Source organism: Pseudomonas fragi, from assembly GCF_900105835.1.
Classification (GTDB): Bacteria; Pseudomonadota; Gammaproteobacteria; order Pseudomonadales; family Pseudomonadaceae; genus Aquipseudomonas; species Aquipseudomonas fragi.
The window spans coordinates 962,719-988,321 of record NZ_LT629783.1 but is presented as its reverse complement, the minus strand read 5'-3'; the positions used below and the strand labels follow the sequence as shown (position 1 = coordinate 988,321).

The 25,603-nt window shown below is 62.8% G+C and carries 23 protein-coding genes; 16 read left to right on the top strand and 7 right to left on the bottom strand.

The window, feature by feature from the left end:
* Window positions 1-37: 37 nt before the first annotated feature.
* A complete protein-coding gene (locus BLU25_RS04225) occupies window positions 38-1,252 on the bottom strand; it encodes an MFS transporter (protein ID WP_050901274.1) in 1,215 nt (404 codons plus the stop codon).
* A 122-nt stretch (window positions 1,253-1,374) separates the two neighbouring features.
* Here BLU25_RS04225 and BLU25_RS04220 point away from each other — a divergent pair, with 122 nt between their 5' ends.
* Complete coding sequence (locus BLU25_RS04220) at window positions 1,375-1,833, top strand: winged helix-turn-helix transcriptional regulator (RefSeq protein ID WP_016781138.1); 459 nt, start codon at window positions 1,375-1,377, stop codon at window positions 1,831-1,833.
* Between the two features lie 79 nt (window positions 1,834-1,912).
* Here the strand turns inward: BLU25_RS04220 and BLU25_RS04215 are convergent, their stop codons facing one another.
* The 3 genes from BLU25_RS04215 to BLU25_RS04205 are packed head-to-tail and all read right to left on the bottom strand — an operon-like array spanning window position 1,913 to window position 4,511.
* Window positions 1,913-3,094 carry an acetyl-CoA C-acetyltransferase gene (locus tag BLU25_RS04215; RefSeq protein WP_016781137.1) on the bottom strand — a complete coding sequence of 394 codons (1,182 nt, stop codon included), beginning with the start codon at window positions 3,092-3,094 and terminating at the stop codon, window positions 1,913-1,915.
* 26 nt (window positions 3,095-3,120) lie between these two features.
* The gene (locus BLU25_RS04210) at window positions 3,121-3,780 is read right to left on the bottom strand and encodes a CoA transferase subunit B (RefSeq protein ID WP_016781136.1); all 660 of its coding nucleotides are present in this window, start codon (window positions 3,778-3,780) and stop codon (window positions 3,121-3,123) included.
* Between the two features lie 32 nt (window positions 3,781-3,812).
* Window positions 3,813-4,511: a CoA transferase subunit A gene (locus BLU25_RS04205; protein ID WP_016781135.1), complete on the bottom strand. Its 699-nt coding sequence runs from the start codon at window positions 4,509-4,511 to the stop codon at window positions 3,813-3,815.
* Between the two features lie 132 nt (window positions 4,512-4,643).
* Between BLU25_RS04205 and BLU25_RS04200 the strand changes: the two genes are divergently transcribed.
* Entirely contained in the window at window positions 4,644-5,525 is an 882-nt protein-coding gene (locus BLU25_RS04200; RefSeq protein WP_016781134.1) for a LysR family transcriptional regulator, read from the top strand.
* A 180-nt stretch (window positions 5,526-5,705) separates the two neighbouring features.
* Here the strand turns inward: BLU25_RS04200 and BLU25_RS04195 are convergent, their stop codons facing one another.
* The 3 genes from BLU25_RS04195 to BLU25_RS04185 all read right to left on the bottom strand — a co-directional run bounded on the left by BLU25_RS04195 (window position 5,706) and on the right by BLU25_RS04185 (window position 10,087).
* Entirely contained in the window at window positions 5,706-7,835 is a 2,130-nt protein-coding gene (locus BLU25_RS04195; protein ID WP_083369534.1) for an oxidoreductase, read from the bottom strand.
* Between the two features lie 75 nt (window positions 7,836-7,910).
* Entirely contained in the window at window positions 7,911-8,738 is an 828-nt protein-coding gene (locus tag BLU25_RS04190; protein WP_016781132.1) for an alpha/beta fold hydrolase, read from the bottom strand.
* 17 nt (window positions 8,739-8,755) lie between these two features.
* Window positions 8,756-10,087: a spinster family MFS transporter gene (locus BLU25_RS04185; protein WP_029611439.1), complete on the bottom strand. Its 1,332-nt coding sequence runs from the start codon at window positions 10,085-10,087 to the stop codon at window positions 8,756-8,758.
* 392 nt (window positions 10,088-10,479) lie between these two features.
* Between BLU25_RS04185 and BLU25_RS04180 the strand changes: the two genes are divergently transcribed.
* The 14 genes from BLU25_RS04180 (at window position 10,480) to BLU25_RS04115 (ending at window position 25,518) form a co-directional block, all read left to right on the top strand.
* On the top strand, window positions 10,480-11,214 hold the full coding sequence (locus BLU25_RS04180) for an SDR family NAD(P)-dependent oxidoreductase (protein WP_016781130.1): 735 nt from the start codon (window positions 10,480-10,482) through the stop codon (window positions 11,212-11,214).
* 22 nt (window positions 11,215-11,236) lie between these two features.
* On the top strand, window positions 11,237-12,010 hold the full coding sequence (locus BLU25_RS04175) for an SDR family NAD(P)-dependent oxidoreductase (RefSeq protein WP_016781129.1): 774 nt from the start codon (window positions 11,237-11,239) through the stop codon (window positions 12,008-12,010).
* Window positions 12,011-12,020: 10 nt separating this feature from the next.
* Window positions 12,021-12,650, top strand: coding sequence for a nuclear transport factor 2 family protein (locus BLU25_RS04170; RefSeq protein ID WP_016781128.1), 630 nt, complete (start codon window positions 12,021-12,023; stop codon window positions 12,648-12,650).
* Between the two features lie 9 nt (window positions 12,651-12,659).
* Window positions 12,660-13,733, top strand: coding sequence for an alkene reductase (locus BLU25_RS04165; RefSeq protein ID WP_016781127.1), 1,074 nt, complete (start codon window positions 12,660-12,662; stop codon window positions 13,731-13,733).
* On the top strand, window positions 13,730-15,592 hold the full coding sequence (locus tag BLU25_RS04160) for a long-chain-acyl-CoA synthetase (RefSeq protein WP_016781126.1): 1,863 nt from the start codon (window positions 13,730-13,732) through the stop codon (window positions 15,590-15,592). Before BLU25_RS04165 ends, BLU25_RS04160 begins: the two co-directional genes overlap by 4 nt.
* Window positions 15,585-16,694: an MBL fold metallo-hydrolase gene (locus tag BLU25_RS04155; RefSeq protein WP_016781125.1), complete on the top strand. Its 1,110-nt coding sequence runs from the start codon at window positions 15,585-15,587 to the stop codon at window positions 16,692-16,694. Before BLU25_RS04160 ends, BLU25_RS04155 begins: the two co-directional genes overlap by 8 nt.
* A 43-nt stretch (window positions 16,695-16,737) precedes the next feature.
* On the top strand, window positions 16,738-18,405 hold the full coding sequence (locus tag BLU25_RS04150; protein WP_016781124.1) for a DUF1302 domain-containing protein: 1,668 nt from the start codon (window positions 16,738-16,740) through the stop codon (window positions 18,403-18,405).
* 141 nt (window positions 18,406-18,546) lie between these two features.
* On the top strand, window positions 18,547-19,758 hold the full coding sequence (locus BLU25_RS04145; RefSeq protein WP_016781123.1) for a thiolase family protein: 1,212 nt from the start codon (window positions 18,547-18,549) through the stop codon (window positions 19,756-19,758).
* A 5-nt stretch (window positions 19,759-19,763) separates the two neighbouring features.
* Window positions 19,764-20,702: a bifunctional OB-fold nucleic acid binding domain-containing protein/MaoC family dehydratase gene (locus tag BLU25_RS04140; RefSeq protein WP_016781122.1), complete on the top strand. Its 939-nt coding sequence runs from the start codon at window positions 19,764-19,766 to the stop codon at window positions 20,700-20,702.
* Between the two features lie 203 nt (window positions 20,703-20,905).
* The gene (locus BLU25_RS04135; RefSeq protein WP_016781121.1) at window positions 20,906-21,799 is read left to right on the top strand and encodes a VOC family protein; all 894 of its coding nucleotides are present in this window, start codon (window positions 20,906-20,908) and stop codon (window positions 21,797-21,799) included.
* Window positions 21,800-21,809: 10 nt separating this feature from the next.
* On the top strand, window positions 21,810-22,685 hold the full coding sequence (locus tag BLU25_RS04130; protein WP_083369533.1) for a CoA transferase subunit A: 876 nt from the start codon (window positions 21,810-21,812) through the stop codon (window positions 22,683-22,685).
* Between the two features lie 11 nt (window positions 22,686-22,696).
* The gene (locus BLU25_RS04125) at window positions 22,697-23,494 is read left to right on the top strand and encodes a CoA-transferase subunit beta (protein ID WP_016781119.1); all 798 of its coding nucleotides are present in this window, start codon (window positions 22,697-22,699) and stop codon (window positions 23,492-23,494) included.
* A 15-nt stretch (window positions 23,495-23,509) separates the two neighbouring features.
* On the top strand, window positions 23,510-24,415 hold the full coding sequence (locus BLU25_RS04120) for an enoyl-CoA hydratase (RefSeq protein WP_016781118.1): 906 nt from the start codon (window positions 23,510-23,512) through the stop codon (window positions 24,413-24,415).
* Window positions 24,412-25,518 (top strand): NAD(P)H-dependent flavin oxidoreductase, encoded by a 1,107-nt coding sequence (locus tag BLU25_RS04115; protein WP_016781117.1) that lies wholly within the window; start codon window positions 24,412-24,414, stop codon window positions 25,516-25,518. The genes BLU25_RS04120 and BLU25_RS04115 overlap by 4 nt, the downstream gene beginning before the upstream one ends.
* The last annotated feature ends 85 nt before the right edge of the window (window positions 25,519-25,603 follow it).

The following is a 25,603-nucleotide window of genomic DNA, read 5'->3' as shown; positions in this document are numbered from 1 at the left end:
AGTGAGCGAATGTCACAGGGCCGGCCGACTTGTACGACTACGCGGGCAGGGCCGTTGCGGGTGCATGACGCAATGTGGCTGCCCAGAATCCGAGGGCAGTCAGGCTCACGCCGGCGCCGAGCAGGCATACGCCGTTCCAGCCGAATGAGGCATGCACGGCCGTGGAGGCCAGCGCCCCCGATCCGCTGCCGACGGCATAGAAGAGCATGTAGCAGCCCACGGCCCGGCTGTGGGAGTGGCCCGGGCTGCTGAAAATCATGCTCTGGTTGGTGACATGCACGGCCTGCGCGCCAAGGTCGAGGATGACAATGCCGATCACCAGCCACAGCAGCGACCAAGGGGCCAGCGACAAGGCTGCCCAGGCCAGGATCAGCAACCCCAGGGCCGCACCGGTTGTTCTTTGGCCCAGGCCTTGGTCCGCCCAACTCCCTGCGCGTGAGGCTGCCAGTGCGCCCGCGACGCCGACCAGGCCAAAGGTGCCGATGATGGTATGTGAGAACTCATAGGGGGCCTGAGTCAGAAGGAACACCAGCGCGCTCCAGAAAATACCCAGTACCGCGAAAATAAACAGGCCGAGCATGCCGCGAATTTGTAGCACGCGATCGTTCCTGAGTAACACAAACATCGAGAGCACCAACTTGGGATAGGCCATCGGTGCCGCCGTGGGCCGCTGTGATGGCAATACTTTGCACAGGATCAGGGCCAGCGCGGCCATCACCAGCGCCGAGCCTAGATAGACCCAGCGCCACCCGGCCAGATCGCTTATCAACCCGGCCGCCAGCCGTGACAGCAGCAGGCCGATGACCACGCCGCCCTGAACCGTGCCCAGCACCCGGCCCTGTTCCTGTGGCCGTGCTGCGGTGGCGGCGAAGGCAATCAGGCCTTGGGTCATGGCGGTGCCCAGCAGCCCAACCATCATCATGGCCAGCAGCATGATCGCCGCAGAACCAGTGATGCCGAGGCAAACCAGCGCCGCAACCAGGGCGCCGATCTGGGCCAGCATCAAGGTGCGGCGGTTCAGTTGGTCACCCAGCGGCACGACTAACAGCAATGCCAGCACACTGCCGATCTGTGTTGCAGCCATCACGCCACCTGCTGCGCCCGGGTTGATGGCAAAGTCGGCGGCCATCTGGTCAAGCAGGGGTTGGGCGTAATAAACATTGGCTACGCTCAAACCGCTGGCGCAGGCAAACAGCCCCACCAGTGCTGGAGAAGCCGCGGTATTGACCGGGTGAAGATGATGACATGGCACGGGCGGACCTCTCGGCAATCTAGTCTCGAATTAAGACTTGTTTTATTCTAGGTCAACCAGTCTTAAAATGAAACTCGTTGCTCGACGTCACCCTGACATCCCGTTTCACCAGAGGAGCCTGCATGGTCAAGCCGCTTACTGATTCTGCCTCAACTGCCCCAGCCTGCCCGGTGGCCCGGGGGGTGGACTTGATCGGCGATCGCTGGTCATTGTTGATCGTGCGTGACGCCTTTGATGGCGTTCGCCGCTTCGGGGATTTCCAGAGTGGTCTGGGCGTTGCGCGCAGCGTGCTCACCAACCGCCTGAAGAATCTGGTGGAAGCCGGGATTTTCGAGGTGCGACCCGCATCAGATGGCACCTCGTATCAGGAGTATGTGCTGACGGCGAAAGGCCAGAGCCTGTTCCCGGTGGTCGTGGCGTTTCGTCAATGGGCCGAGCAGCATCTGTTTGCTCCCCACGAGGCACATTCGCAGTTGGTGGACAGCACCACTGGCCAACCGCTGGGCCTGATGCAGCCGGTGACTGCGCAAGGGCAGGTGATTGCCCCCGAGCAAACCCGGGTGAAAAAAAACCCGGCGTAACCGAGGTCACGCCGGGCGTACTGCCAGCCAGCACTTGGCTATCGTGGGGCTGCGTGCTGGCTGTTTGAACGCTTGGCCCTCAGTCGCGCTCGATGGCCAGGGCGACGCCCATGCCACCACCGATGCACAGGGTCGCGAGGCCTTTTTTCGCATCACGCTTGATCATCTCGTGCAACAACGTCACCAGCACCCGGCAACCCGAGGCGCCGATCGGGTGGCCCAGGGCAATGGCACCGCCGTTGACGTTAACCTTGTTCATGTCCCATTCCAGTTCCTTGGCCACGGCCAATGATTGCGCGGCAAAGGCTTCGTTGGCTTCGATCAGGTCCAACTGATCGATGTTCCAGCCAGCCTTGCCCAGGCACGCGCGGGTGGCCGCGACCGGGCCGATGCCCATGATTGCGGGGTCGACCCCGGCGTTGGCGTAACCGGCGATACGGGCCAGCACGGGCAGGCCCAACGCCTTGGCCTTGTCGGCACTCATCAGGATCACGGCAGCGGCGCCGTCATTGATGGTCGACGAGTTGCCGGCAGTGACGCTGCCATCCTTTTTGAACGCAGGCTTGAGCTTGCCCAGGGACTCGGCGGTGATCCCGGCGCGGGGCTGTTCGTCGACTTCGAATGACAGCGGGTCGCCCTTGCGCTGAGGGATCAGAATCGGCGTGATTTCGTCAGCGAAGCGCCCGGACTCGATTGCCGCGCTGGCTTTTTGTTGCGAGGCGGCGGCAAACGCGTCCTGCTGTTCGCGACTCAACTGGTACTTGTCTGCCAGGTTCTCGGCGGTGATGCCCATGTGGTAATCGTTGAAGGCATCCATCAAGCCGTCGTGCAGCAGGCTGTCGAGCATCTTCCCATGGCCCATGCGCAAGCCGGTACGGGCTGCGGGCAGCACATAGGGGGCCAGGCTCATGCTTTCCATGCCCCCGGCGATCACCACCTCGGCATCGCCACAGCGAATGGCCTGGGTAGCCAGGTGCAAGGCCTTGAGGCCCGAACCGCAGAGCTTGTTGAGGGTCAGTGCCGGAACCGTGTTGGGCAGGCCGGCAAGGATCGACGCCTGGCGTGCCGGGTTCTGCCCGCAGCCTGCGGTGAGCACCTGGCCGAGGATCACTTCATCCACCTGGTCACCCTTCAGGCCGGTTGTCGCGAGCAACTGACGGATCAGCGCAGCGCCCAGTTCGGCGGCCGGGACAGTGGCCAGTGAGCCTTGAAAGCTGCCTATCGCAGTACGGGTGGCGGCAACAATAACGACATCTTGCATCAAATCTCTCCTGAAAAATGGGCGGCTCAAGCGAACTGCATTTGCGGGACATGCTCCGGGACGATCAACTTGCCTGCGGTTTTGCGCACGATCTCGTCAATGCTGACGCCGGGGGCGCGCTCCTTGAGAATGAAGGCGCCGTTTTCGATCTCCAGATAGGCAAGGTCGGTCAGCACGCGCTTGATGCATCCTGCGCCAGTCAGTGGCAGGCTGCAACGCGACAGCAGTTTGGACTCGCCGTCCTTGGAGGCGTGGGTCATGGTGACGATGATATTGTCTGCGCCGGCTACCAGATCCATCGCGCCGCCCATGCCCTTGACCAGTTTGCCGGGGATCATCCAGGAAGCGATATTGCCCTGTACGTCGACCTCGAAGGCACCGAGTACGGTGAGATCGATATGGCCGCCGCGAATCATCGCGAAGGATTCGGCCGAAGAAAAAATCGAGGCCCCGGTGCGGGCCGTCACGGTTTGCTTGCCGGCGTTGATCATGTCCGCGTCCGCTTCACCGACGCGGGGGAAGGCGCCCATGCCGAGCAGCCCGTTCTCCGATTGCAGCATGACTTCCATGCCTTCGGGGATGTAGTTGGCGACCAGGGTGGGGATACCGATCCCCAGGTTTACATAAAAGCCGTCCTGCATTTCGCGGGCGACGCGCTGGGCCATTTGTTCGCGGGAAAGTGCCATGTGGGTACTCCGTCAGAGCTGGGGGAAGGGGATCAGGCGCGCTCGGTGAGCTGTTCGATACGTTTTTCAAACGTGCCGCAAATGATCCGGTCGACGTAGATGCCGGGGGTGTGGATCTGCGTCGGGTCCAGCTCGCCGGGCTCGACGATTTCTTCGACTTCGACCACGGTGATCTTGCCGGCCGTGGCGGCCAGGGGGTTGAAGTTTTGCGCGGTATGGCGATAGATCACGTTGCCGAAGCGGTCAGCCTTCCAGCCTTTGACAATCGCGAAGTCGCCGGTGATGGACTCTTCCATCAAATAGGTGCGCCCTTTGAACTCGCGGGTTTCCTTGCCGTCGGCAACGGGGGTGCCGACCCCGGTCGCGGTGAAAAACGCCGGGATGCCAGCACCGCCAGCGCGCATTTTTTCGGCCAGCGTACCTTGCGGGGTCAGTTCCACTTCAATTTCGCCGCTGAGCAATTGCTTCTCGAACAAGGCGTTTTCACCCACATAAGAAGCAATCACCTTGCTGATCTGGCGGTCCTCCAGCAACACACCGAGGCCAAAACCGTCAACGCCGCAGTTGTTGGAGACCACAGTGAGATCGCGGATGCCCTGGCGCTTGATCTCGTTGATCAGGTTTTCCGGGATGCCGCACAGGCCAAAGCCGCCGGCAATCACGGTCATGCCGTCCTTGAGCCCGGCCAGCGCCTCTTCGTAGGTCGCCACGCACTTGTCGAAACCAGCCATATGCACCTCTTTTATTGTTAGTGGGCTGTCGTCAGCCGTTTGAAGCAGTGTTACTGCCGGTGATTGTTTTGTTAAGTTGATTTTTAAGGTGAATTAATAGATAAAACAAATTAATCAGCGTGAGGCTATGTGATGACCGTCAAACAGATCCGCGCCTTTCTTGCCGTGGCCCAGAGCTTGAGTTTTGCGGTGGCCTGCCAGCGCCTGCATTTGTCGCAGTCGGCCCTGAGCCTGACCATCAAGGCCCTGGAAGAGGGCCTGGGCGGGCGCCTGTTCAGCCGCACCACGCGCAATGTGGCCCTGACCCCCGAAGGTGAATCGCTGCTGCCCCTGGCCCGGCGCCTGATCGCTGAATGGGACAACGCTGAGGACGAGATACGTCAGCGCTTTACCCTGCAACGTGGACGCGTGACCCTGGCGGCCATCCCGTCGTTCGCGGGTAATTTGCTGCCGTCGATCCTCAAGGATTTTCGTGTGCGTTACCCCAAGGTCAATGTCACGGTCAACGACGTGATCAATGAGCAAGTGCTGGAGCTGGTTGGCGATCGGCAAGTGGAACTGGGTGTGGCTTTCGAGCCCGCGCCGGGTTCTTCGTTGACCTTTACCCCGTTGTACAGGGACCGTTTTGTCGCCGTGGTACCGCGTGACTCAGCGCTGGCCGGGCATACCCTGATTGACTGGCACACTTTGCTGCAGCAGCCCTTTATCACCTTGCAGCGGCCTTCAGCCGTGCGGGTCATGCTGGAGGAACACTTGCAGGCCCGGCAGATGAAACTGCCGGTGGATTTTGAAAGCCATCAACTGGCAACGGTGGGGCGCATGGTCGCCTGCGGGCTGGGTGTCAGTGTGGTTCCAGCCTTGTGCGCCGAGCAGATGCGCGAACTCGGTGCATGCTGCATCACCCTGCATGAGCCGGTGGTGGAGCGGGCCATCGGGGTGTTGACCAAGCCCGGCCATGAGCTGTCTGCCGCGGCCCAGGCGATGTTTGACTGTTTGCTTGAAACGCCCTGGTGAGCCTGCTTACGTCGCCACGGCAAAAGCAAACATGTGCAACAACCCGCTCTTGTGGGAGCGGGCTTGCTCGCGATGGCAGCACTTCGCTCATTCAGACAGAACGAGGTGCCTGCATCGCGGGCAAGCCCGGCTCCCACAGAGAAAGTATGTCGCTCGCAAAACCCTGAAGCGGCTAGCGGATCAGGCTTCGCGCCCGGCCTTGTGCCCGGCGCTGATGGCGCCTTCGATGTAGCCGATACTGTGGCAGTCGCCAATGCTGCTGGCGCTCAGGCCCGCCCGGGTCAGCTCGTCGAGCAGTCCGGTATCGGGCTGGGCACCGATAGCCAGCACCACGGAGTCGGCCTCGCTCTGCGCCGAGGTCCCATCGGCCAGTTGATAGCGCACGCAATGACCTTCAATGGCGCTGACGCTGGCTCCGGTGATCAGCTGGCCGCCATGCACACGAATCTCATGCAACACCCGCCAGCGGCGCACAATGGCCAGTTCGCGGCCCAGGTGGGTACCGCTTTCCAGCACGGTCACCTGGCGCCCGCGGGCAATCAGGAACTCCGCCAGCTCCAGGCCCACCAGGCCGCCACCGATAATGGTCACGCGCTTGCCCAGCGGCATCCACACCCGTGACAGTTTTTCCATGGCTTCACGGCTGTCGGTGATACCGGTCAGGCTGCCGGCTTTCATCATCGCCCGTTGGGTAAAGGACAGTTTGCGTTTGGCGATTTCTTCAGCGCGGTCGCCGGTCATCAGGCGACGCAGTTCGTCGCCGCTCCACACATGGTCCTGATCGGCGCCGGGAATCGCCGGGGCCGCACGTTCGGCACCGACGGCCACCAGCACCTGATCGGCGCCCAGGTCGCGCAGCAGGGCAGGGCTGGCCTGGGTATTGAGGCGGATATCTATCGACGACTGCTGCACCTGCACCTTGAGGTTGTCCAGTAATCGCGCGTTTTCGGCATAGGCCAGACCTGCGAAAAACAGCGTGCCACCGAGGCGGTCGCTGCGTTCGAGCAGGGTCACGCGGTGGCCGCGCAAGGCAGCGATGCGTGCGGCTTCCATGCCCGCCGGCCCGGCCCCGACCACCACCAGATGTTTGGGCGTGGCCGTGGGGCCGATCACGTATTCGAACTCATGGCCGGTCATGGGGTTGACCGCGCACTTGACCCGTTCGTTGATAAAAATCTGGCTCACGCACACATAGCAATAGATGCACGGGCGGATGCTGGCTTCCTGATCGTGGAGCAGCTTGTTGGGCAAGTCGGGGTCGGCCAGGAACTTGCGCGCCATTGCGATAAAATCACAGTCGCCACGCTTGAGGGCTGCTTCACCGACATCCGGCTCGATGCGCCCCACGGCAATCACCGGCACCTGTACGCTGCGCTTGAGGGCGGCGGTCCATTCCAGATAACCGCCGGGCTTGTGCACCAGTGGCGCCTCTGTAAACACCACGCCGCTGGTGATTCGCGCAGTGGCCGATACGCTCACGGCATCTACCCCGGCGGCCTCTGCCAGGCGCGCCACGGCTTTGGCGTCTTCAAGATTGATGCCGCCGGGGGTGTGCAACTCTTCGGCGTCCAGGCGCAGCCACACGGCAAATTCATGGCCGACCTTGGCCCGTATGGCCGCGATGATTTGCAGCAACAGCCGGGCGCGGTTTTCCAGCGTGCCGCCGTATTCGTCTTCACGCTGGTTGTAATAGCCCGACAAGAAGCCGGCGATGATGTAGCCGTGGGCCGCGTGGATCTCCACACCGTCGAAACCGGCGCGCCTGGCGCGATCGGCGGCACAGGCAAACCAGTCAATCATCTGCGCGATATCGGCGCTGTCCATCACCCGGATCGGCGAGCCTTCGGCGCGGCGTTTCATGGAGCTGACAAAGTTGGCCAGTTCTTCAGGCGTCAATGCGGCCATCATGTCGCTTTGCAACATGGGCGGTACCGAAGGCACCCACAGTTGCCGGCCTTCAGCCATGTCGCGCACTGCAGTCTTGCCCGCGTGCTGCAACTGCATGGCGATTTTGGCGCCGTGCTGATGCACGCGTTCGGCCAGGCGACTGAGCCCGGGGATAAAGTCATCGCTGGAAACGCCGACCTGGAATGGCTCGGCGGTGCCGGCCGGGAACGCCACCGAGCACACGCCCATGATCAGCAGCGCGGCACCGCCACGGGCGCGGGCTTCGTAATAGGCCTGGATGCGCTCGCCACACTGGCCATCGGCCTCGGCGAAATTGGAGCCCATCGGCGCCATGATGATGCGGTTGCGCAGTTCCATCGAACCGATGCGACCAGGTGCCAGCAACTGAGGGTATTTTGTCATTGTTATTTCAGCCCGAGCGGGTGTTGGAAGGGGCTGCGGCCGCCCGCAGGCAGCCGCAGTTGATACGGGTTGACCTCAACTGCGCAAAAACTCCAGGCACGCCTTGTTGAACAGCTCACGGTGTTCAACCTGCACCCAGTGCCCGCACTGGTTGAGCATGATAAAACGCGCATTGGGCGCGTGGTTCAGCACTTTCAGCGCGCCGGTGGCGGGGTTGAAGTTGTCGTTGGTGCCCCAGAAACCGAGGATCGGCGCCTGCAGTTCCTCAAGGCGTTCGGTCATGTTGGGCACCAGCATGGTGCTGAACAGATTGCGCGGCTGGTGTAAGGCCACGGCCACACGCTCGGCCAGCAGGTTGTCGTCCAGTTGCGAGCTGTCGAACAGTTGCAGGCTCATGATCCGGCGCATCTGTTCGATGCCCAGCGGGCCTGCGTTGTACAGCTCGACCATGCGCTGGATGCCGATCATCTTGAAATAGGTCTCGCGCTCTTCAACACCGCCGGGGGCCATCAGGATCAGCTTTTCGACGCGCTCCGGCTCCGCCAGCGCCAGGCCCAGGGCAATCGCCCCACCCAACGAGTTGCCGAGCAGGGTAGCGCGCTTGACGCCTACGGCCTTGAGAAAGCCCGACAGGGTGTTAACGAAAAACTCGAGGTCATAGTTCACCTCTTCCGGCTTGTCGGAGCGGCCGAAACCCGGCAAATCCACCACCAGGTTGCGAAACCCGGCAGCGACAAACTGCGGGTAGTTGCCCTTGAAGTTGCTGTAGCCGCTGGCGCCCGGGCCGCTGCCATGCAGCCACAATACGACCGGGCCGCTGCCCTCGTCGAGAAAGTGCAGGCGCAGGCCGTTGTCCAGTGTCACAAAGTGGCCGATGGGCAGGGGAAGGTCTTGTTCGGTCATCAGTCAATCTCCAGTTGTCAGGCAGTGGCCGCGTCAGCCAGCGGTGCTGGGGTCGGGGTCTTGTTCATCAGGTGGTTGCGATAGCGCGGCAGGGCCAAGGCCAGAAACACCGAGGCCAGGACCAGCAGCGAAACACAGGAGGCCAGGGCATAGCGCAGGCCTTCGTTGCCCAGGGTATGGGCGAAGCCGTCACTGAGCATGCCGATCAGTAGCGGCCCTACGCCAACCCCGAGCAGGGTCATGGCCATCACGAAAATCGCCGTGGCCTGCGCCAGTCGCGTGGCCGGGAACAGATGGGAAATCGCCCCCAAGCAAGGTGTTGCCCACCAGGTGCCGAAGAAGCTGAACACGCCATAAAACAGGAAAGCGCTGGGCACGGGGGTGTTGCCCACATAAAACGCGGTGCCCACCGGCCACAGAAAATAGGCCAGGCCAAAGGGGATGCTGATCAGCGTGCCCAGCAGCGGCACGCCGATTTGCCAGCCCTTGTCACGGCGCGCCAGGCGATCGCACAAGATGCCGCAGGTGAGGGTGCCGAACGTTGCCCCGGCGCCGCCTGCGACCCCGGCCAGCAGCCCGGCGTCCTGCAGGCTCAAGCCGTGGGAGCGGATCAGGAAGCTCGGGCTCCAGGTGCCGATGGCATAACCGGCAATGGCCGCAGAGCCGCCCGTGCAGACCAGCCAGAAAAAGGACGGGGTCTGGAACAACTGACGCACCGTGACCGCCCAGTGGTCTTGCGCCACCAGACTGGGGCTTACCAGCCGTGCCGGTTTGGGCGCGCGCACGGTAAGCAGCAGGAGCAGCCCGAGGAAAATTCCCGGCGCACCGATCACCACAAATGCGAAACGCCAGCCGTAATGCTGGGCGATCCAGCCGCCCAGGCCCAGACCGAAAATCGCTCCCAGGCTTGAGCCCAGCATCAATACCGACAGGGCGGTGGAACGGCGTTCGGGCGGGTACAGGTCCGAGACCATCGCCATTGACGGTGCGGTCCCCCCGGCTTCGCCGATGGCCACCCCGATACGCGCTATCACCAGCATGGCAAAGCTGGCGGCGAAGCCGCAGAAAATGGTCATCACGCTCCAGGCGATGCAGCTAAAGGCAATCACCTTCTTGCGCCCGATACGGTCGGACAGGCGCCCCAGTGGAAAGCCGAACAGGGTGTAGAACACGGCAAAGGTCACGCCTGAGAGCAGGCCGATACCGGTATCGGAAATGCCGAACTCGGCTTTGACCGGCTCGATCAAAATGGCCATCAGCAGCCGGTCTATGTAGTTGAAGATATAGATGGCAGCCAAGACGCCGAGTGCGTAATGGGTTCGCCAGGTGGGGCGCAAGGGTATGGACACGGTGGGCTCTCCCGGTTTTTGTTCTAGTGGGGGTGTTATTCCACGAAGGGGGGCTGGAGAACATCGTCCATTTAGACCAGCCGGTCATGCACAGGATCTCTCTGGGGATGCAAGTTGTAGCAGCTGCCGAGGAACGAAGGCTGCGTCCGGCGGCGAAGCCGTCGTAAAACCCTTTGGGTTCGGTGTTTCAGACACACCGCGTTTAACTGATTTACGACGGCTTCGCCGCCGGACGCAGCCTCGCGCTGCTCGTCAGCTGCTACGGTCGTCATCCGCTGCGGGGCTGCTTAGTCCCATCGGACGATGTTCAGCTTTTTGCGCCAGTCAATGATTGCTCCCATACACCGTCCGGGTTTACCGGCGGGCCGACATCGGGCAGGTGGGAGAACACGATGAAACTGCTGAATAAAGTGGCGTTTGTAACGGGTGCAGGCCAGGGCATGGGGCGGGCGATCGTGCGCCACTTTGCCGAGCAAGGGGCCAAGGTCGTTGCCGCCGATATCAACCTCGAAGCCGCACGCCAGAGTATTGAAGGCTTGGGCGACATGGCGCTGGCTGTGAGTTGCAATGTGGCCGACAGCGACTCGGTGGCCACGGCAATGGCGGGGGTTTACGCCCATTTCGGCAGCCTCGATGTGCTGGTCAACAACGCCGGCATCGGCTCCATCGATGCCTTCGCGCAAACCCCTGACGAGCACTGGCAACGGGTGATCGGGGTCAACCTCACCGGGACGTTTTTCTGCAGCCGTGAAGCGGTAAAACTGATGCTTGCCGCTGCCACGCCCGGGGTGATTATCAATATCTCCAGCACCGCGGCGCTTACCGGTGAAGGCCCCAGCCATTACTGCGCGGCCAAGGCCGGGGTAATGGGCCTGACCCGCAGCATGGCCCGCGAACTGGCAGGCAACGGCATACGCGTCAACACCATCGTTCCGGGCCCGACCAACACGCCGATGATGGCCGACATCCCGGACGACTGGATGCAAAGCATGCTCAAGGCCATCCCCCTGGGCCGCATGGGCGAAACCCATGAAATCGCCCGTGTCGCCGCCTTTCTGGCCAGCGAAGACGCAGCATTCATCACCGGCCAGAACCTCGCGGTCAACGGCGGCATGGCGTTTATCTGACAGGCCAATGGGAGAGCAGAACATGGGTACTCGTTTACAGGGCAAGGTTGCATTTGTTACCGGCGCCGGTTCCGGCATCGGGGCGGCTACGGCGTTGCGGTTTGCCGAGGAGGGCGCGCGGGTGGTGCTCTGTGGTCGGCGCATCGAGCCATTGCAGGCCGTCGCCGCGCAGATCCGTGACAGCGGTGGGTGCGCCGAGTGCGCAGTGGCCGATGTCAGCAATGAAGCGGCCTATGTCGCAGCCATCAACGATGCGGCGCAGCGCCACGGCCGCCTGGACATTCTGGTCAACAACGCGATGGCCTACAGCTGGGGCGCGATTGACAGCACCTCGACCGCTGACTGGCATTCGAACTTTGCCACCACTGTGGACGGCACCTTTTGGGGCACGCGCACGGCCCTGGGCCTGATGCGTGCCCAGGGCAGCGGCTCGATCATCAACCTGGCGTCGATCTGCGGGCAGTTCGGTACGCCGTGGATGGCCGGTTACTCGGCCGCCAAGGCGGCGGTGATCAACTTCAGCCGCGCTGCGGCCAGTGAAGGTGCCAGCCACAATATCCGTTGCAACGTGGTCAGCCCGGGTGTGGTCGAGACCCCGGCCACGGCAGGCATGCTCACCGATGACAAGACGCGCACCAATACCGAAAAACTCATCCCGCTCAAACGCGTCGGCCAGCCGGTGGAAGTGGCCAACGCCATTCTGTTCCTGGCCAGCGACGAAGCTTCTTACATCACCGGTGCTTGCCTGCCGGTGGATGGCGGGCGCAGCAGCGAGCTGTACACGGTACTGGAATAAGGACCTTTTTATGGAACAGAACGCCTTGCTAGCCCGTCTCGACCGACTGGAGTCGATTGAAGAAATCCGCCAGTTGGCCGGCAAGTATTCGCTGTCGCTGGACATGCGCGACCTCGATGCCCACGTCAACCTGTTTGCTGAAGACATTCGCGTGGGCCGCGAAAAAACCGGGCGTGCGCACCTCAAGGCCTGGGTCGATGACACCCTGCGCGACCAGTTTCACGGCACCTCCCATCACCTGGGCCAGCACCTGATCGAGTTTACCGACCCCGACCATGCGGTGGGCGTGGTGTATTCCAAGAACGAGCACGAGACCGGCCCCGAATGGGTGACCATGCAAATGCTCTATTGGGATGACTACGAGCGTATGCAGGGGCGCTGGTATTTCCGCCGCCGCCTGCCGTGCTACTGGTACGCCAGTGACCTCAACAAACCGCCGATCGGCACGCAAAAAATGCGCTGGCCGGGGCGCGAACCCTACGCCGGTACGTTTCACGACCTGTTCCCGTCTTGGACCGAATTCTGGGCCCAACGCCCGGACAAGGAACAACTGCCGCAAGTGGCGCCAGCTGCCCCGGTCGAACACTTTCTTGCCACCCTGCGCCGCGGGGCTGGTGCGCCGAAAATTCGCGTGCGCTGAGGAAAAACCATGAGCATTTTGTTTGAACCCGTGCGCCTGGGCGAGCTTGAGCTGGCCAACCGCATCGTCATGGCCCCCATGACCCGTAGCCGCGCCGATGCGCAGGGCGTGCCGACCGCCGAAATGGTCGAGTACTACCGCCAGCGTGCCTCGGCCGGGCTGATCGTTGCCGAAGGCACGTCGCCGTCGGCCAGCGGCCTGGGCTACTGCCGCACCCCGGCGATTTATACCCAGGCGCAGATCGCTGCGTGGAAGGCCGTGACCGATGCGGTCCACGCCGAGGGTGGCCTGATCGTGCTGCAACTGATGCATGTGGGCCGCGCCGCCAGCGCGCTGAACAAGCCCAAGGGGGCCGCCACGGTGGCACCCTCGGCCTTGCGCGCCCGCACCCAGCTGTTTACCGATGCGGCCGGGCTGGTCGATACCGACGAGCCCCAGGCCCTGACGCTGGACGCTATCGGGCAGGTGATCGGTGACTACCGCCAGGCGGCATTGAATGCCCGCGCCGCCGGTTTTGACGGCGTCGAGCTGCACTGCACCAGCGGCTACCTGCCCATGCAGTTCATGGCGTCAGGCAGCAACCTGCGCAATGACCAGTACGGTGGCAGCGTCGAGAACCGCGTGCGTTTCCCGGCACAAGTGCTGGCGGCGATGGCGGCTGCCATCGGCGCCGGGCGCGTGGGCTTGCGGCTGTGCCCGGGTAACCCGTTCAACGATATTGAAGATCAGGACCCGCTGGGTACCGCCGTGGCGCTGTGCAAGGCCGCCGAGCCGCTGGGCCTGGCCTATGTACATATCATGCGCTCACCCCTGGCCGAGCTGGATGCCTTTGCCCTGGCCCAGCGTCATTGCAGCAACGGCCTGATTCTCAATGACGGCTTTGACGGCGAATCGGCGCACGCCGCGCTGCAGGCCGGGCAGGGCGATGCGGTGTCGTTTGCCCGGCACTTTATCGCCAACCCGGACCTGGTCGAGCGCCTGCGCAGGGGCCTGCCCCTGGCCCGTTTCGAGCGCAAGACCCTGTATTCCCCTGGCCCTGCAGGCTACAGCGACTACCCCCTGGCCGAAGCGGTGAGCGCATGAATGACATGTCCCGGATCAGCGCACTGGTGGCGCCCACACAACAGCCCGTCCCGCGCCAGCAGACCCAGGCCCTGCTGGACTTGCGTTCTGCGGCCAGTGCCCGGATCAAACCAGCGGACCTGTACACCCTGGCCGACCGCCTGGAGGAGCAGGCCCGGGACTTTGCCGAGCGGCCCTTCTTGATCGCTGGCGAGCAGCGGTTCAGCTACGCCAGCGTGGAGGCCCAGGCCAATCGCATGGCCCATGTGTTCTATGCCAAGGGGCTGCGCCCGGGTGACGTGTGCGCGATTGCCATGGAAAACCGCCCGCAGTTTTTCTTCAGCTGGTTCGGGTTGGTCAAGCTCGGTGTGGTGGTGGCGTTCATCAATACCCAGGTCACCGGCAAGCCGCTGGTGCATGCCCTGCAATCCACCGACGCCAAGGCGGTGGTGGTGGGCGAGGAGTGCCTGGGCAACCTGCTGGGCACCGATGGCCTGCCGGATGTGCCGCTCTGGCTGGTTGAAGATGCCCTCGACCCGTTTGATGGCCCGTTGCCGACCTTTGTCGATTGTGACTTTGCCGAGCAGATCAAGCAGGCGCCAGGCACGGTGTTCCCCCGTGACGTGCGCGCAGCGATCACGGCTGAAACCACCACCCTGCTGATTTTCACCTCGGGCACCACCGGCCTGCCCAAGGCGGCGCGCTACAGCCATATGCGCTGGATGTCTTCAGGTGACGTGATGGAGGTGACCCTGGGGGCCACCTGCGACGACGTGTTTTATTGCTGCCTGCCGCTGTACCACGGCGCGGCGGCCACCTCGGTGACGTCAACGGCATTGCGTGCCGGGGCGAGCATCGTCATGCGGCGCAAGTTCAGCGTGCGCGAGTTCTGGGCCGATGTGCGGCGCAATCGCATCACCGTGTTCCAGTACATCGGCGAGATTTGCCGCTACCTGCTCAACCAACCCGTGGTAGCCGGCGAGCGCGAGCACAGCTTGCGCCATATGCTCGGTGCCGGGCTGACCCCGGAATCCTGGCAACGCTGGCTGGAGCGGTTCGGCCCGATCCAGGTGTTCGAGGGCTGGGGCGCCACGGAGTCCAACGCCAACCTGATCAACGTCGACAACTATGTAGGGTCCTGTGGTCGTGTACCAGACTGGAGCCGCACCAATCTGCGCCTGGTGCGGTACGACGTCGAAAGCGACAGCCATCCCCGGGACGAAAACGGCTTCTACCAGCTGTGCCAGCCCGGTGAACTGGGCGAGGCAATGGGCTTTATCATTGACCACCCGCAAATTGGCGGCGGACGTTTCGAGGGCTACACCCAGGCGGCCGCCACCGAGAGCAAGATCCGCCGCAACGTGTTCCAGGAAGGGGATGCCTACTGGAGTTCGGGGGACCTGCTGCGCTATGACGACGAGGGTTATTTCTACTTTGTCGACCGCATCGGCGACACCTACCGCTGGAAAAGCGAGAACGTTTCCACCCTGGAAGTGGCCGACACCCTGAGCGATATGCCGGGTCTTGAGCTGATCAACGTCTACGGTGTGCAGGTGCCCGAGCATGAAGGGCGGGCCGGGATGGCGGCGGTGCTGATGCAGCCCGGGCATGCCTTTGACCCGCAGGCCTTTTATGACCTGACCCTGGCGCGTTTGCCCCGTTATGCGGCGCCGGTGTTTGTGCGGGTCACCCCTGCAGCTGACCTGACCAGCACTTTCAAGCTGCGCAAGGTCGACTTGCAGCGTCAGGGCTACGCCCCGCAGTTTTTCAGCGACCCGCTGTTCGTGCGCGATGAAAGCAGCGCCAGCTATCAGCCGTATTCACTGCAGGTACTGGCCCGTAACGGCCTGCTGCCGTTTGCCGGGGCCAGCCATGAGTGATGACCTCGACGCCCAGGGCCATCAATGGCGTGACGGCCTGCGCTACCCCTGGCCGCAGGCCCCGGCCAACGGCCAGGTGCAGGTTGTGGCCGAGGGGGTGCTGTGGTTGCGCATGCCGCTGCCATTTGGCCTCGACCACATCAACCTGTACCTGCTGCGTCACGCTGACGGTTGGGTGGCGGTGGATACTGGCCTGAACAGTGATCAATGCCGCAGCGTATGGGAGCAGGTGTTTGTTGAGGCAATGGCTGGCTTGCCGCTCAAGGCGGTGATCTGCACCCATTTTCACAGTGACCATACCGGTGTGGTCGGCTGGCTGGCCGCGCGCTTCCGCTGCCCGGTGCTGATGACCCAGGGCGAGTTCGATGCCTTGCATCACGGTCCGCCCACGGCGGCAGAGCCGGACTGGGCGTTTCTGGATTTCTATCAAAAGGCCGGTTTCAGCGCCGAGCGCGCCACCTCGCTGCTACCGCTGATCCAGGGCGAGCACTTTCGCCCGCAGCTGGTGGCCGGGTTTACCCGGTTACGCCACGGCAGCGAACTGACCATCGGCGGGCGCCGCTGGCAGGTGGTGATGGGCAACGGCCATTCGCCGGAACACGCCTGCCTGTATGCCGCGCACGATGGCCTGCTGATTTCCGGCGACCAGGTGTTGCCGCGCATCACCTCGACCATCGCTGTGTACGTCACCGAACCTGCCGCCAACCCGCTGCGCGACTGGCTGGACTCCATCGAACGGCTGCGGGTGATCCCCGACAGCGTGCTGGTGCTGCCGGCCCATGAGCGGCCGTTTTTCAACCTGCATCTGCGTCTGGACCAGTTGCGTGACCACCATCACAACCACCTGCAGCAATTGCTCGCGGCCTGTGCGCAACCGCGCACCGGGCTGGAGCTGATGGCGGTGCTGTTCAAAAAGCTGTCAGGCCGTTTCGACGAGCTGATGGCGCTTGGGGAGACGTTGGCGCACGCCAATTACCTTATGGCCGAGGGGGCGCTCGTTCGTGAGGTGCAAGGAGGGCTGCATCGTTATCGGCTGGCCCCGACAGGAGTCGCGAAATTCGACCCGCTTCAGTTGTGCTTTGCAGCATGCAATGACGCTTGAACCCATCGAAGCGGCCACCGAGTCGCGAATCAGGAGAGGCAGAGTGATCAATAAAAATAACAATAAATGTCTTGGGCTGCGCCCGCACAGTGTTCAGGCCAGTGGCCTGGCCGTTGCCGTGGCATTGGTCAGCAGCCCGTTGTGGGCCGGGGATACCATTGAATTTGAAGATGGCACCACCATTGACTGGTCGGTGACCACCAGCTACGGCATCGGCACGCGCCTGGGCAACCCCAGCGGTCGGCTGATGGGGATTAACGCCGATGATCCGAACCGCAACTTTGATCAGCACAGCCTGACCACCAACCGGGTGGGCGCGCTGGGCGAGATGATCCTGCGCAAGGACAACTACGGCGCAGTGGTGCGCGCCAGTACCTTTTACGACGACGTGTATCACCGCAAAAACGACAACGACTCACCGGCCACCGTCAACAAGTACGGTGACAACGACGAGTTCACCAGCGATACCCGCTACTACAGTGGCGGGCGCACGCGCCTGCTCGACGCTTATGTGTTCGGCGGCTGGCGCTTTGAAAACGACACCATGCTCGATGTCAAAGCCGGTCGGCATATCGAGTCCTGGGGTGAAAGCTTGTACTACCCGGGCGTGAACGGCGTACAGAACCCGTCCGACGCGGTCAAGGCGGCGCAGCCGGGGGTCGAGGTCAAAGAGGTGTTGCTGCCGGTGGGGCAGTTCTCGGCGTCGTACCGCATCAACCCGCAATTCACCCTGGGCGGTTATGTGCAGTACGAGTGGAAGGGCACCGAATTGCCGCCTGTGGGCAGCTTCCTGTCGACTTCCGACGTGATCGGCCCGGGCCGCGAGTTCTTGTACATGGGCGCCAACAAGGTGCCTTACCTGGGTACCGATGAGCCGCGCGACAGCGGTCAGTGGGGTGCGCAGGTGCGCTACCGGCCGATCACCGACCTTGAGCTGTCGCTGTTCCATGTGGTGTACCACGACAAAAACCCGGCTACCGCACTGGTCGGCTGGGACCCGATACCGGCAGGCCCCGGTGGCCTGGCTTACAAGGCCAACGGCTATCGGGTCAAATACTTTGAAGACATCAAGCTGACCGGTATCAGCGCCACCACCAAGCTGGGCGAATACCAGTTGGGGGCAGAATGGTCGTATCGCGACGGCGCGCCGGTGATGGTCAATACCGGCCTTGGCCCGGTACCGGCCAAGGGTCGTGGCCAGCAGTTCCAATTGTCGGCGATGCGCATCCTGGGTGATCGCCCGTGGGCCAGCCAGACCACCCTGACCGGTGAATTTGTCACCGTGCGTGCTGACCACGCCGACGAAACCTCGGCCGCGCCGAACCTTGAAGGGGTGGGGCTGTTGCCGTCGCTGGTGCCTTCCGTGCAGCCGTCCGATCAGTACACCTACAAGACCGCCACGGCCTGGCGCACCCGCTCGTCGAGCGCCTACACCGTGGGCGCCTCGTTCAGCTACCCGGGGGTCTTCCAGGGCTGGGACCTGGAAGTGCCGTTCACCTTCTCCAATGTGTTCAGTGGTGCTGCGCCGATGTCGGGAACGATTGCCGGTGTGGCAGGGGATCGCCGCCTGAGTGCGGGGACCACCTTCAAATACCTGAGCAACCTCGAAGTGTCGCTCAAATACATCGGCTACCTGGGCTCGCCGGACCCGATCTACCGCCCGCTGGCAGACCGTGACTACGCCACGTTCTCGATGAAATACACGTTCTGACGATTTGCCCGTTCCCTTTGTGGGAGCGGGCTTGCCCGCGATACAGGCACTGAGGTTTTACAGCAGAACCGCGTTGGTGCCATCGCGAGCAAGCCCGCCCCCGCGCAACGGCCTGATTTGCACTTTTAAAGAGAGATAACTATGGGTCTTAAAGGTCATGCCGCCATTGTTGGCAGCGCTCAGTACAAACCCGAGAAATACGCCACGGCGCCGCGCATGTTCCATCTGGAGCAAGTCGCCGACCTGGCGGCCCGGGCTCTACAGGATGCCGGCTTGCAGGCATCCGATCTCGACGGCCTGGTGATCAACGGCCCGCAATTTCATGAAGCCTCGGTATTCGTGCCGGCGATGGCCGCCGAGTACCTGGGCATGCGCCTGAATTTTGCCGAGGTGGTCGACCTCGGCGGCTGTACGTCGGTGGGTATGGTCTGGCGCGCGGCGGCTGCCATCGAGCTGGGTTTGTGCCAGGCGGTACTGTGCGTACTGCCGGCACGCATGGCGCCTTTGGGCCCGGATGAAGACGCCAGCTGGATGGCCCGGGCCATGCGCTATGGCGGGCACAGCACGGCATTCGGCGCTCCCGAAGCCGAGTTCGACTTGCCGTACGGGCATATGGGCCAGAACACCGGCTACGCCATGATCGCCCAGCGCTATGCCGCGCAATATGGCTATGACCCGCGGGCACTGGCAAAAATCGCCGTCGATCAGCGCACCAATGCCCAGTACAACCCCGAAGCGATGTTTTACGGCCAGCCGCTGACCATCGAGCAAGTGCTGGCCAGTAAAAAAGTCGCCGACCCGCTGCATGTGCTGGAAATCGTCATGCCGGTGGCGGGTGGCGCCGCGATGATTATCGCCTCCAAAGAGGTGGTGGCCCGGGCCCGCAAGCGGCCGTCGTGGATCACCGGTTTTGGCGAGCATCTGGCATTCAAGTCGCCGTCCTATGCCCAGGACATGCTGCACACGCCTATCGGGCCTGCCTCGCAGCGGGCATTTGCGATGGCCGGGCTCAAGCCGGGCGATGTGGATGCCGCACAAATTTATGACTGCTACACCATCACCGCCTTGCTGACCCTGGAAGACGCCGGGTTTTGCGCCAAGGGCGAAGGCATGAGCTTTGTGCGCGAACACGACCTGACCTGGCGCGGTGACTTCCCGATGAACACCCACGGTGGCCAGCTCAGCTTTGGCCAGGCCGGTGCGGCGGGGGGCATGAGCCAGGTGATCGAGGCGGTGACGCAAATCGCCGGTGAAGCGGGCGAGCGCCAGCTCAAGCGCTGCGACACGGTGTATGTCTCAGGCACCGGTGGGGTGATGAGTGAGCAGGGCGCATTGATACTTCAGGGAGCATAAATCCAATGTCGAACAACAAACCAATGCCGGTTCCGACCGAGATTTCTGCACCGTTCTGGGAAGGCTTGAAGGCCGAGCGTCTGCTGATTCAGCAATGTGAGCGCTGCAGTCACTGGGTGTTTTACCCGCGCCGGCATTGCCCGGCGTGTTTTACCCATGCACTGGCCTGGCGTGAAGTCAGCGGCGGGGCGACGCTGTACAGCTTCACCGTGACCCGCATCGCGACCCTGCCCGACTTTGCCGATGAAATGCCGCAGATATTGGCGGTGGTCGAGCTGGATCAGGGTGTGCGCATCAATACCAATCTGGTGGGGCTGGACGAGGCCGAAGTGAAGGTCGGTATGCGCCTGCAACCGGTGTATGCCGAGGTCGATGCCAAGGGCAACCGGCTGCTGCGCTTTACCGGGCTGGACAAGGACGCCGAGGGCTTGAAGGCCTTGCGTGCGGTGGAACAGCCGGTGGTAGAAGCCGCTGTACAGGTGCGTCAGGTGGCGCTGGATGACGAAGCGGCGTTGCAGGCGCTGGTCAGCGACGAGTTCAGCGCGTGGAGCAATCAGGTGGTGGTTGATCAGGGCCTGATCGACAGCTTTGCCCTGTTGTCCGGGGATGATTACTGGATCCACACCGACCCGGAGCGGGCGCGCAAGCACAGCCCGTTTGGCGGCACCATCGCCCATGGTGCGCTGGTGCAGATCCTGCAATCGCGGATGAAGCTTAACCTGGGGTACGAGATCACCGGCTTTACCAATATGGTCAACTATGGCTCGGATCGTCTGCGCTTCCCGGCGCCGGTGCCGGCGGGCTCGACCATCCATGCGCGGGCGCGGGTCAAGCGGGTGGAGCGGGTCAAGAGTGGCACCCAACTGACACTGGAACTCAACACCCATGTGCTGGGCAGCGAGCGGCCGTCGGTGATCAATGAGCTGGTGATTTTGTATATGTAATGCCCTGTGGGAGCGGGCTTGCCCGCGATGGCATCGACGCGGTTTTAATGACACACCGCGCCGCCTGCATCGCGGGCAAGCCCGCTCCCACCGGTTTAAGGCGCCCCGCCTGGCAAGCTTTAGTCTCAACGGACGATGAGTCCCGCCCGCAACCTTCCCATACTGCCCCAAGCCAATAAATACAGGCATTGAGGAGCAGGCACATGATCGACATTCGTGGTTTGAGCTACTTCGTTGCAGAGTCTGCAGATCCCGTTCAATGGCAGCGTTACGCCACAGACGTGCTCGGGATGATGGTCAGCGAAGCACCCGCCGGTGGCTTGTATGTGAAGATGGACGAGCGTCCGTTTCGCATGCTGATCGTGCCCGGTGGCGAATCGCGCTACCTGGCCTCCGGCTGGGAACTGGCCAGCGAGAAGGCTTTCAATGCCGCCATCGAAGTGCTGGACCAGGCCGACGTCAGCTGGCGCCACGGCACCGCCGAGCAATGCAATCAGCGCGGTGTACAGGCGCTGTTGCAGGTTACCGATCCGTCAGGCAACCGCCATGAACTGAGCTGGGGCCATCGCTCCGATTGCCAGCCGTTTGTCTCGCCCCAGGGGGTGCCGCGGTTTATCACCGGGGACATGGGCCTGGGCCACACCGTGCTGCCGGCGCCGAACTTCGATGCCACCCTGGCGTTTGCCAAGGATGTACTGGGTTTTGAGTTGTCGGACATTTTCAACTTCCGCCCCGACCCGTCGGCTCCCCCGATCCGTATCCACTTTCTGCACTGCAAGAACAGCCGTCACCACAGCCTGGCCCTGGCCGAATACCCGGTGCCGTCGGGCTGCGTGCATGTGATGGTCGAGGTTGATTGCATGACCGAAGTGGGCCGTGCCCATGACCGGCGCATCGCCCATGATGTGCCGTTGTCGGCCACCCTCGGCCAGCATCTGAACGATCACATGACCTCTTTTTATATGAAAACCCCTTCAGGTTTCGACCTGGAGTACGGCTATGGCGGCCTGCTGGTGGACTGGCAGGAGCACAGCGCTTTTGAATTCACCCGGGTCAGCCTGTGGGGCCACGATTTTTCCGTCGGCCAGCAGCAGTAAGGAGCAACACATGAACAAGCAAATGACAGCGGCCGATGTGGTCGGCCAGTTGCGCGACGGCATGACCATCGGCTTCGGCGGCTGGGGCCCGCGGCGCAAGCCGATGGCGATCGTGCGCGAGATCCTGCGCTCGGACGTCAAGGACCTTACCGTGGTCGCCTACGGCGGCCCCGAGGTCGGCATGCTCTGCGCTGCCGGCAAGGTGAAAAAGCTGATTTTCGGTTTTGCCACCCTCGACGCCATCCCCCTGGAACCCTACTTTCGCAAGGCCCGCGAGGCCGGTGAGCTGGAACTGATGGAGCTGGACGAGGGCATGCTGCAATGGGGCCTGCGCGCCGCCGGCATGCACTTGCCGTTCCTGCCCACCCGCTGTGGCCTGGCCACCGATGTCAGCCGCCTGAACCCCGATATCAAGCAGATAAAGTCGCCCTATGCCGATGGCGAGGTGCTGCTGGCCATGCCGGCGCTCAACCTGGATATCGCCTTCCTGCATGTCAACGTGGCCGACCGTTTGGGCAACACCCTGGTGACCGGCCCCGATCCGTATTTCGACCATTTGTATGCGCGTGCGGCGAAACAATGCTTTGTGTCCTGTGAGCGCATCGAGGAACGCCTGAGCCTGGATGCTGCCCAGGCCCGCTTCAACACCTTTGAGCGTTACCTGGTCAGCGGCGTGGTGCATGCACCGTTTGGCGCGCACCCGACGTCGTGCCCGTCCGACTACGGCTGGGACCTGAGCCACTTGAAACGCTACAGCGCCAGTGCCGCCGAAGAAGGCGGCTGGCAAGGCTACATGGCCGAGTTCGTGACCCCGGGCGAGAGCGCTTATCAGGCCAGCAATGGCGGTGTCGACCGACTCAGCGCCTTGCCGCTGCCCGTGTTTTAAGGAGCTTTTACATGACTGCTACTAGCGAATTTACCCTGGCTGAATTGTTGATCGTGGCCGCCTGTGAAGCCTGGCGTGGCAACGGCGAAGTGGTTGCTTCGGGCCTGGGCGTAATCCCGCGTCTGGGCGCGAGCCTGGCCAAGCTGACCCATAGCCCCGAACTGTTGATGACCGACAGCGAGGCCTTTCTGGTAGAGGAACCGATCCCCTTAGGGCCGCGCGGCGACTATGTGCCGCGTTACTCGGGCTACCTGTCGTTCGAGCGGGTGTTCGAGTGCGTGTGGGGCGGGCGTCGCCACGCGATGATCGGCCCGACCCAGATCGACCGCTGGGGCCAGACCAACCTGTCGTGCATCGGCGACTATCACAAGCCGAAAGTGGCGATGCTCGGGGTGCGCGGTTTGCCGGGCAACAGCATCAACCATATCAACTCGTTTTTTGTGCCGGCGCATAACACCCGGGCGTTTGTCGCGGGGGAAGTGGACATGGTTTCGGGTGTGGGCTTCAAACCCGAGCGCTGGGAAGAAGGCATGCGCCGCGACCTGATGGACATCCGCTTGATCGTCACCGACCTGTGCGTGATGGACTTCGGCGGGCCGGACCGCGCGGTGCAGGTGCGTTCGCTGCACCCTGGCGTGAGCTTTGAAGAGGTGCAGGAAAAAACCGGTTTCCCGCTGCTCAAGGCCGCCGACCTCAAGCAAACCGTGGCGCCGACGCCGGAGCAACTGGCGCTGATCCGCCGCCTCGATCCCCATGACTATCGCGCCTCTGCGCTCAAGGGCAACCCGCCCGGCATTCGTCAGGCCTGAAGGCCAGGAGTTCACATGAGCAGCGACAGCGAATTTGTGCAGCGGGCTGATACCGCTGTGTATGAAACCGAGGAGCCGGTGCTCTATGGGGTGGCGGACGGAATTGCCACGCTGACAATGAACCGGCCGACCGTCAATAATGCGCAGAACTCGCAGATGACCTACGCCCTGGACGATGCCTTTCGCCGTGCCGTCAATGACGACGCGGTGAAGGTCATTGTGCTGCGCGGCAATGGCAAGCATTTTTCGGCGGGGCACGATATCGGCACCCCGGGGCGCGATATCAACAAGGAATTCGACCGCGCCAGCCTGTGGTGGGACCACACCAACAAGCCGGGCGGCGAGTACCTGTATGCCCGCGAGCAGGAGGTGTACCTGGGGATGTGCCGGCGCTGGCGTGAATTACCCAAGCCGACCATCGCCATGGTCCAGGGTGCGTGCATTGCCGGTGGGCTGATGCTGGCCTGGGTCTGTGACCTGATCGTGGCCAGCGACGATGCGTTTTTCCAGGACCCGGTGGTGCGCATGGGCATTCCGGGGGTGGAGTATTTCGCCCATCCCTATGAATTGAACCCGCGCATTGCCAAGGAATTTCTGTTTACCGGCGATCGCATGAGCGCCGAACGCGCTTATCAAATGGGCATGGTCAACCGCCTGTTTGCCCGCGAGGGGCTGGAGGCGGGCACCTATGCGCTGGCGGCGGCCATCGCCAAACAGCCGCGCATGGGCCTGGCGCTGACCAAACAGGCGATCAATCACGTCGAGGACTTGCAGGGCAAGCGCACGGCGATGGACGCGGTGTTTGCCTGGCATCACTTTGCCCATAGCCATAACGAACTGCTCTCCGGCGACAAGCTGGGCGGCTATGACGCCAAGGCGATGATTGAAGCGAACAAGAGTGCTGCGGGAGAGCGTCGATGAGTGAGTATCTGCAAACGGCGTTGACCGATGCCCTGGGCTGTCGTTATCCCATTGTGCAAACCGCAATGGGCTGGGTGGCGGATGCCAATCTGGTGATCGCCAGTACCCGCGCCGGGGCCTTCGGGTTTCTGGCCGGGGCGACCATTGCTGCGGATCAACTGGAAGCGCAAATCCAGCGAGTGATCGAGGCCACGGGTGGCAGTAATTTCGGCCTCAATTTCCATATGTTCCAGGACAACGCCGCGCAGTGCGTGGACCTGGCCATTGAATACCGTCTGCGTGCCGTCAGTTATGGCCGTGGCCCGGATCGTCAGACCATTGATCGTTTTAAAAAGGCCGGGGTGCTGTGTATTCCCACTGTGGGCGCACTGAAGCACGCGCTCAAGGCCGTGGAACTGGGCGCGGACATGATTACCGTGCAGGGTGGTGAAGGCGGCGGCCATACCGGCGGGGTGCCGAGCACGATTTTGCTGCCCCAGGTGCTGGATGCCGTGCAGGTACCGGTGATCGCGGCGGGCGGTTATTCCACCGGGCGCGGGCTGGCCGGTGCGCTGGCGGCGGGGGCGGCGGGAATAGCGATGGGCACGCGGTTTTTGATGACCCAGGAATCGCCCACACCCCTGGCGACCCTGGAACGTTATGTGAACGTCACCGACCCGCAGCAGATTCGCGTCACCACGGCGGTGGACGGCATGCGCCACCGCATGATCGAAAACGCCTTTATCAAGCGCCTGGAACAAGCCAGTGCCTTTGGCCGCCTGCGCATTGCCCTGGGCAGCGCCTGGCAGTGGAAGCAACAGACCGGCATGAGCCTTGGGCATATGCTCGGCGTGTTTGCAAAGTCAGTGAAAGAAGACCCGGGTGCGCTGTCGCAGACGGTGATGGCGGCCAATCAGCCGGTGCTGTTGCAGCGCTCGATGGTGGATGGCGTGCCGGATGAGGGGATTTTGTCGAGCGGGCAGGTGGCCGCCGCCATTGGCGAACTGAAAAGTTGCCAGAGCCTGATCGACGAGATGGTGCAGGAGGCCGAACGCTGTCTGATCGCGGTCAATGCACGTCATCAGGCCATGCGCTGTAGGGCTGGTGAACCGGCGGCGCTGTGAAAGGCCCTTTTATGCTGTAACTGAACTTATCCCGATACAAAACCGGTCCGCACAAGCCCGTGGGGCAGGAAACCTGGTCACTACA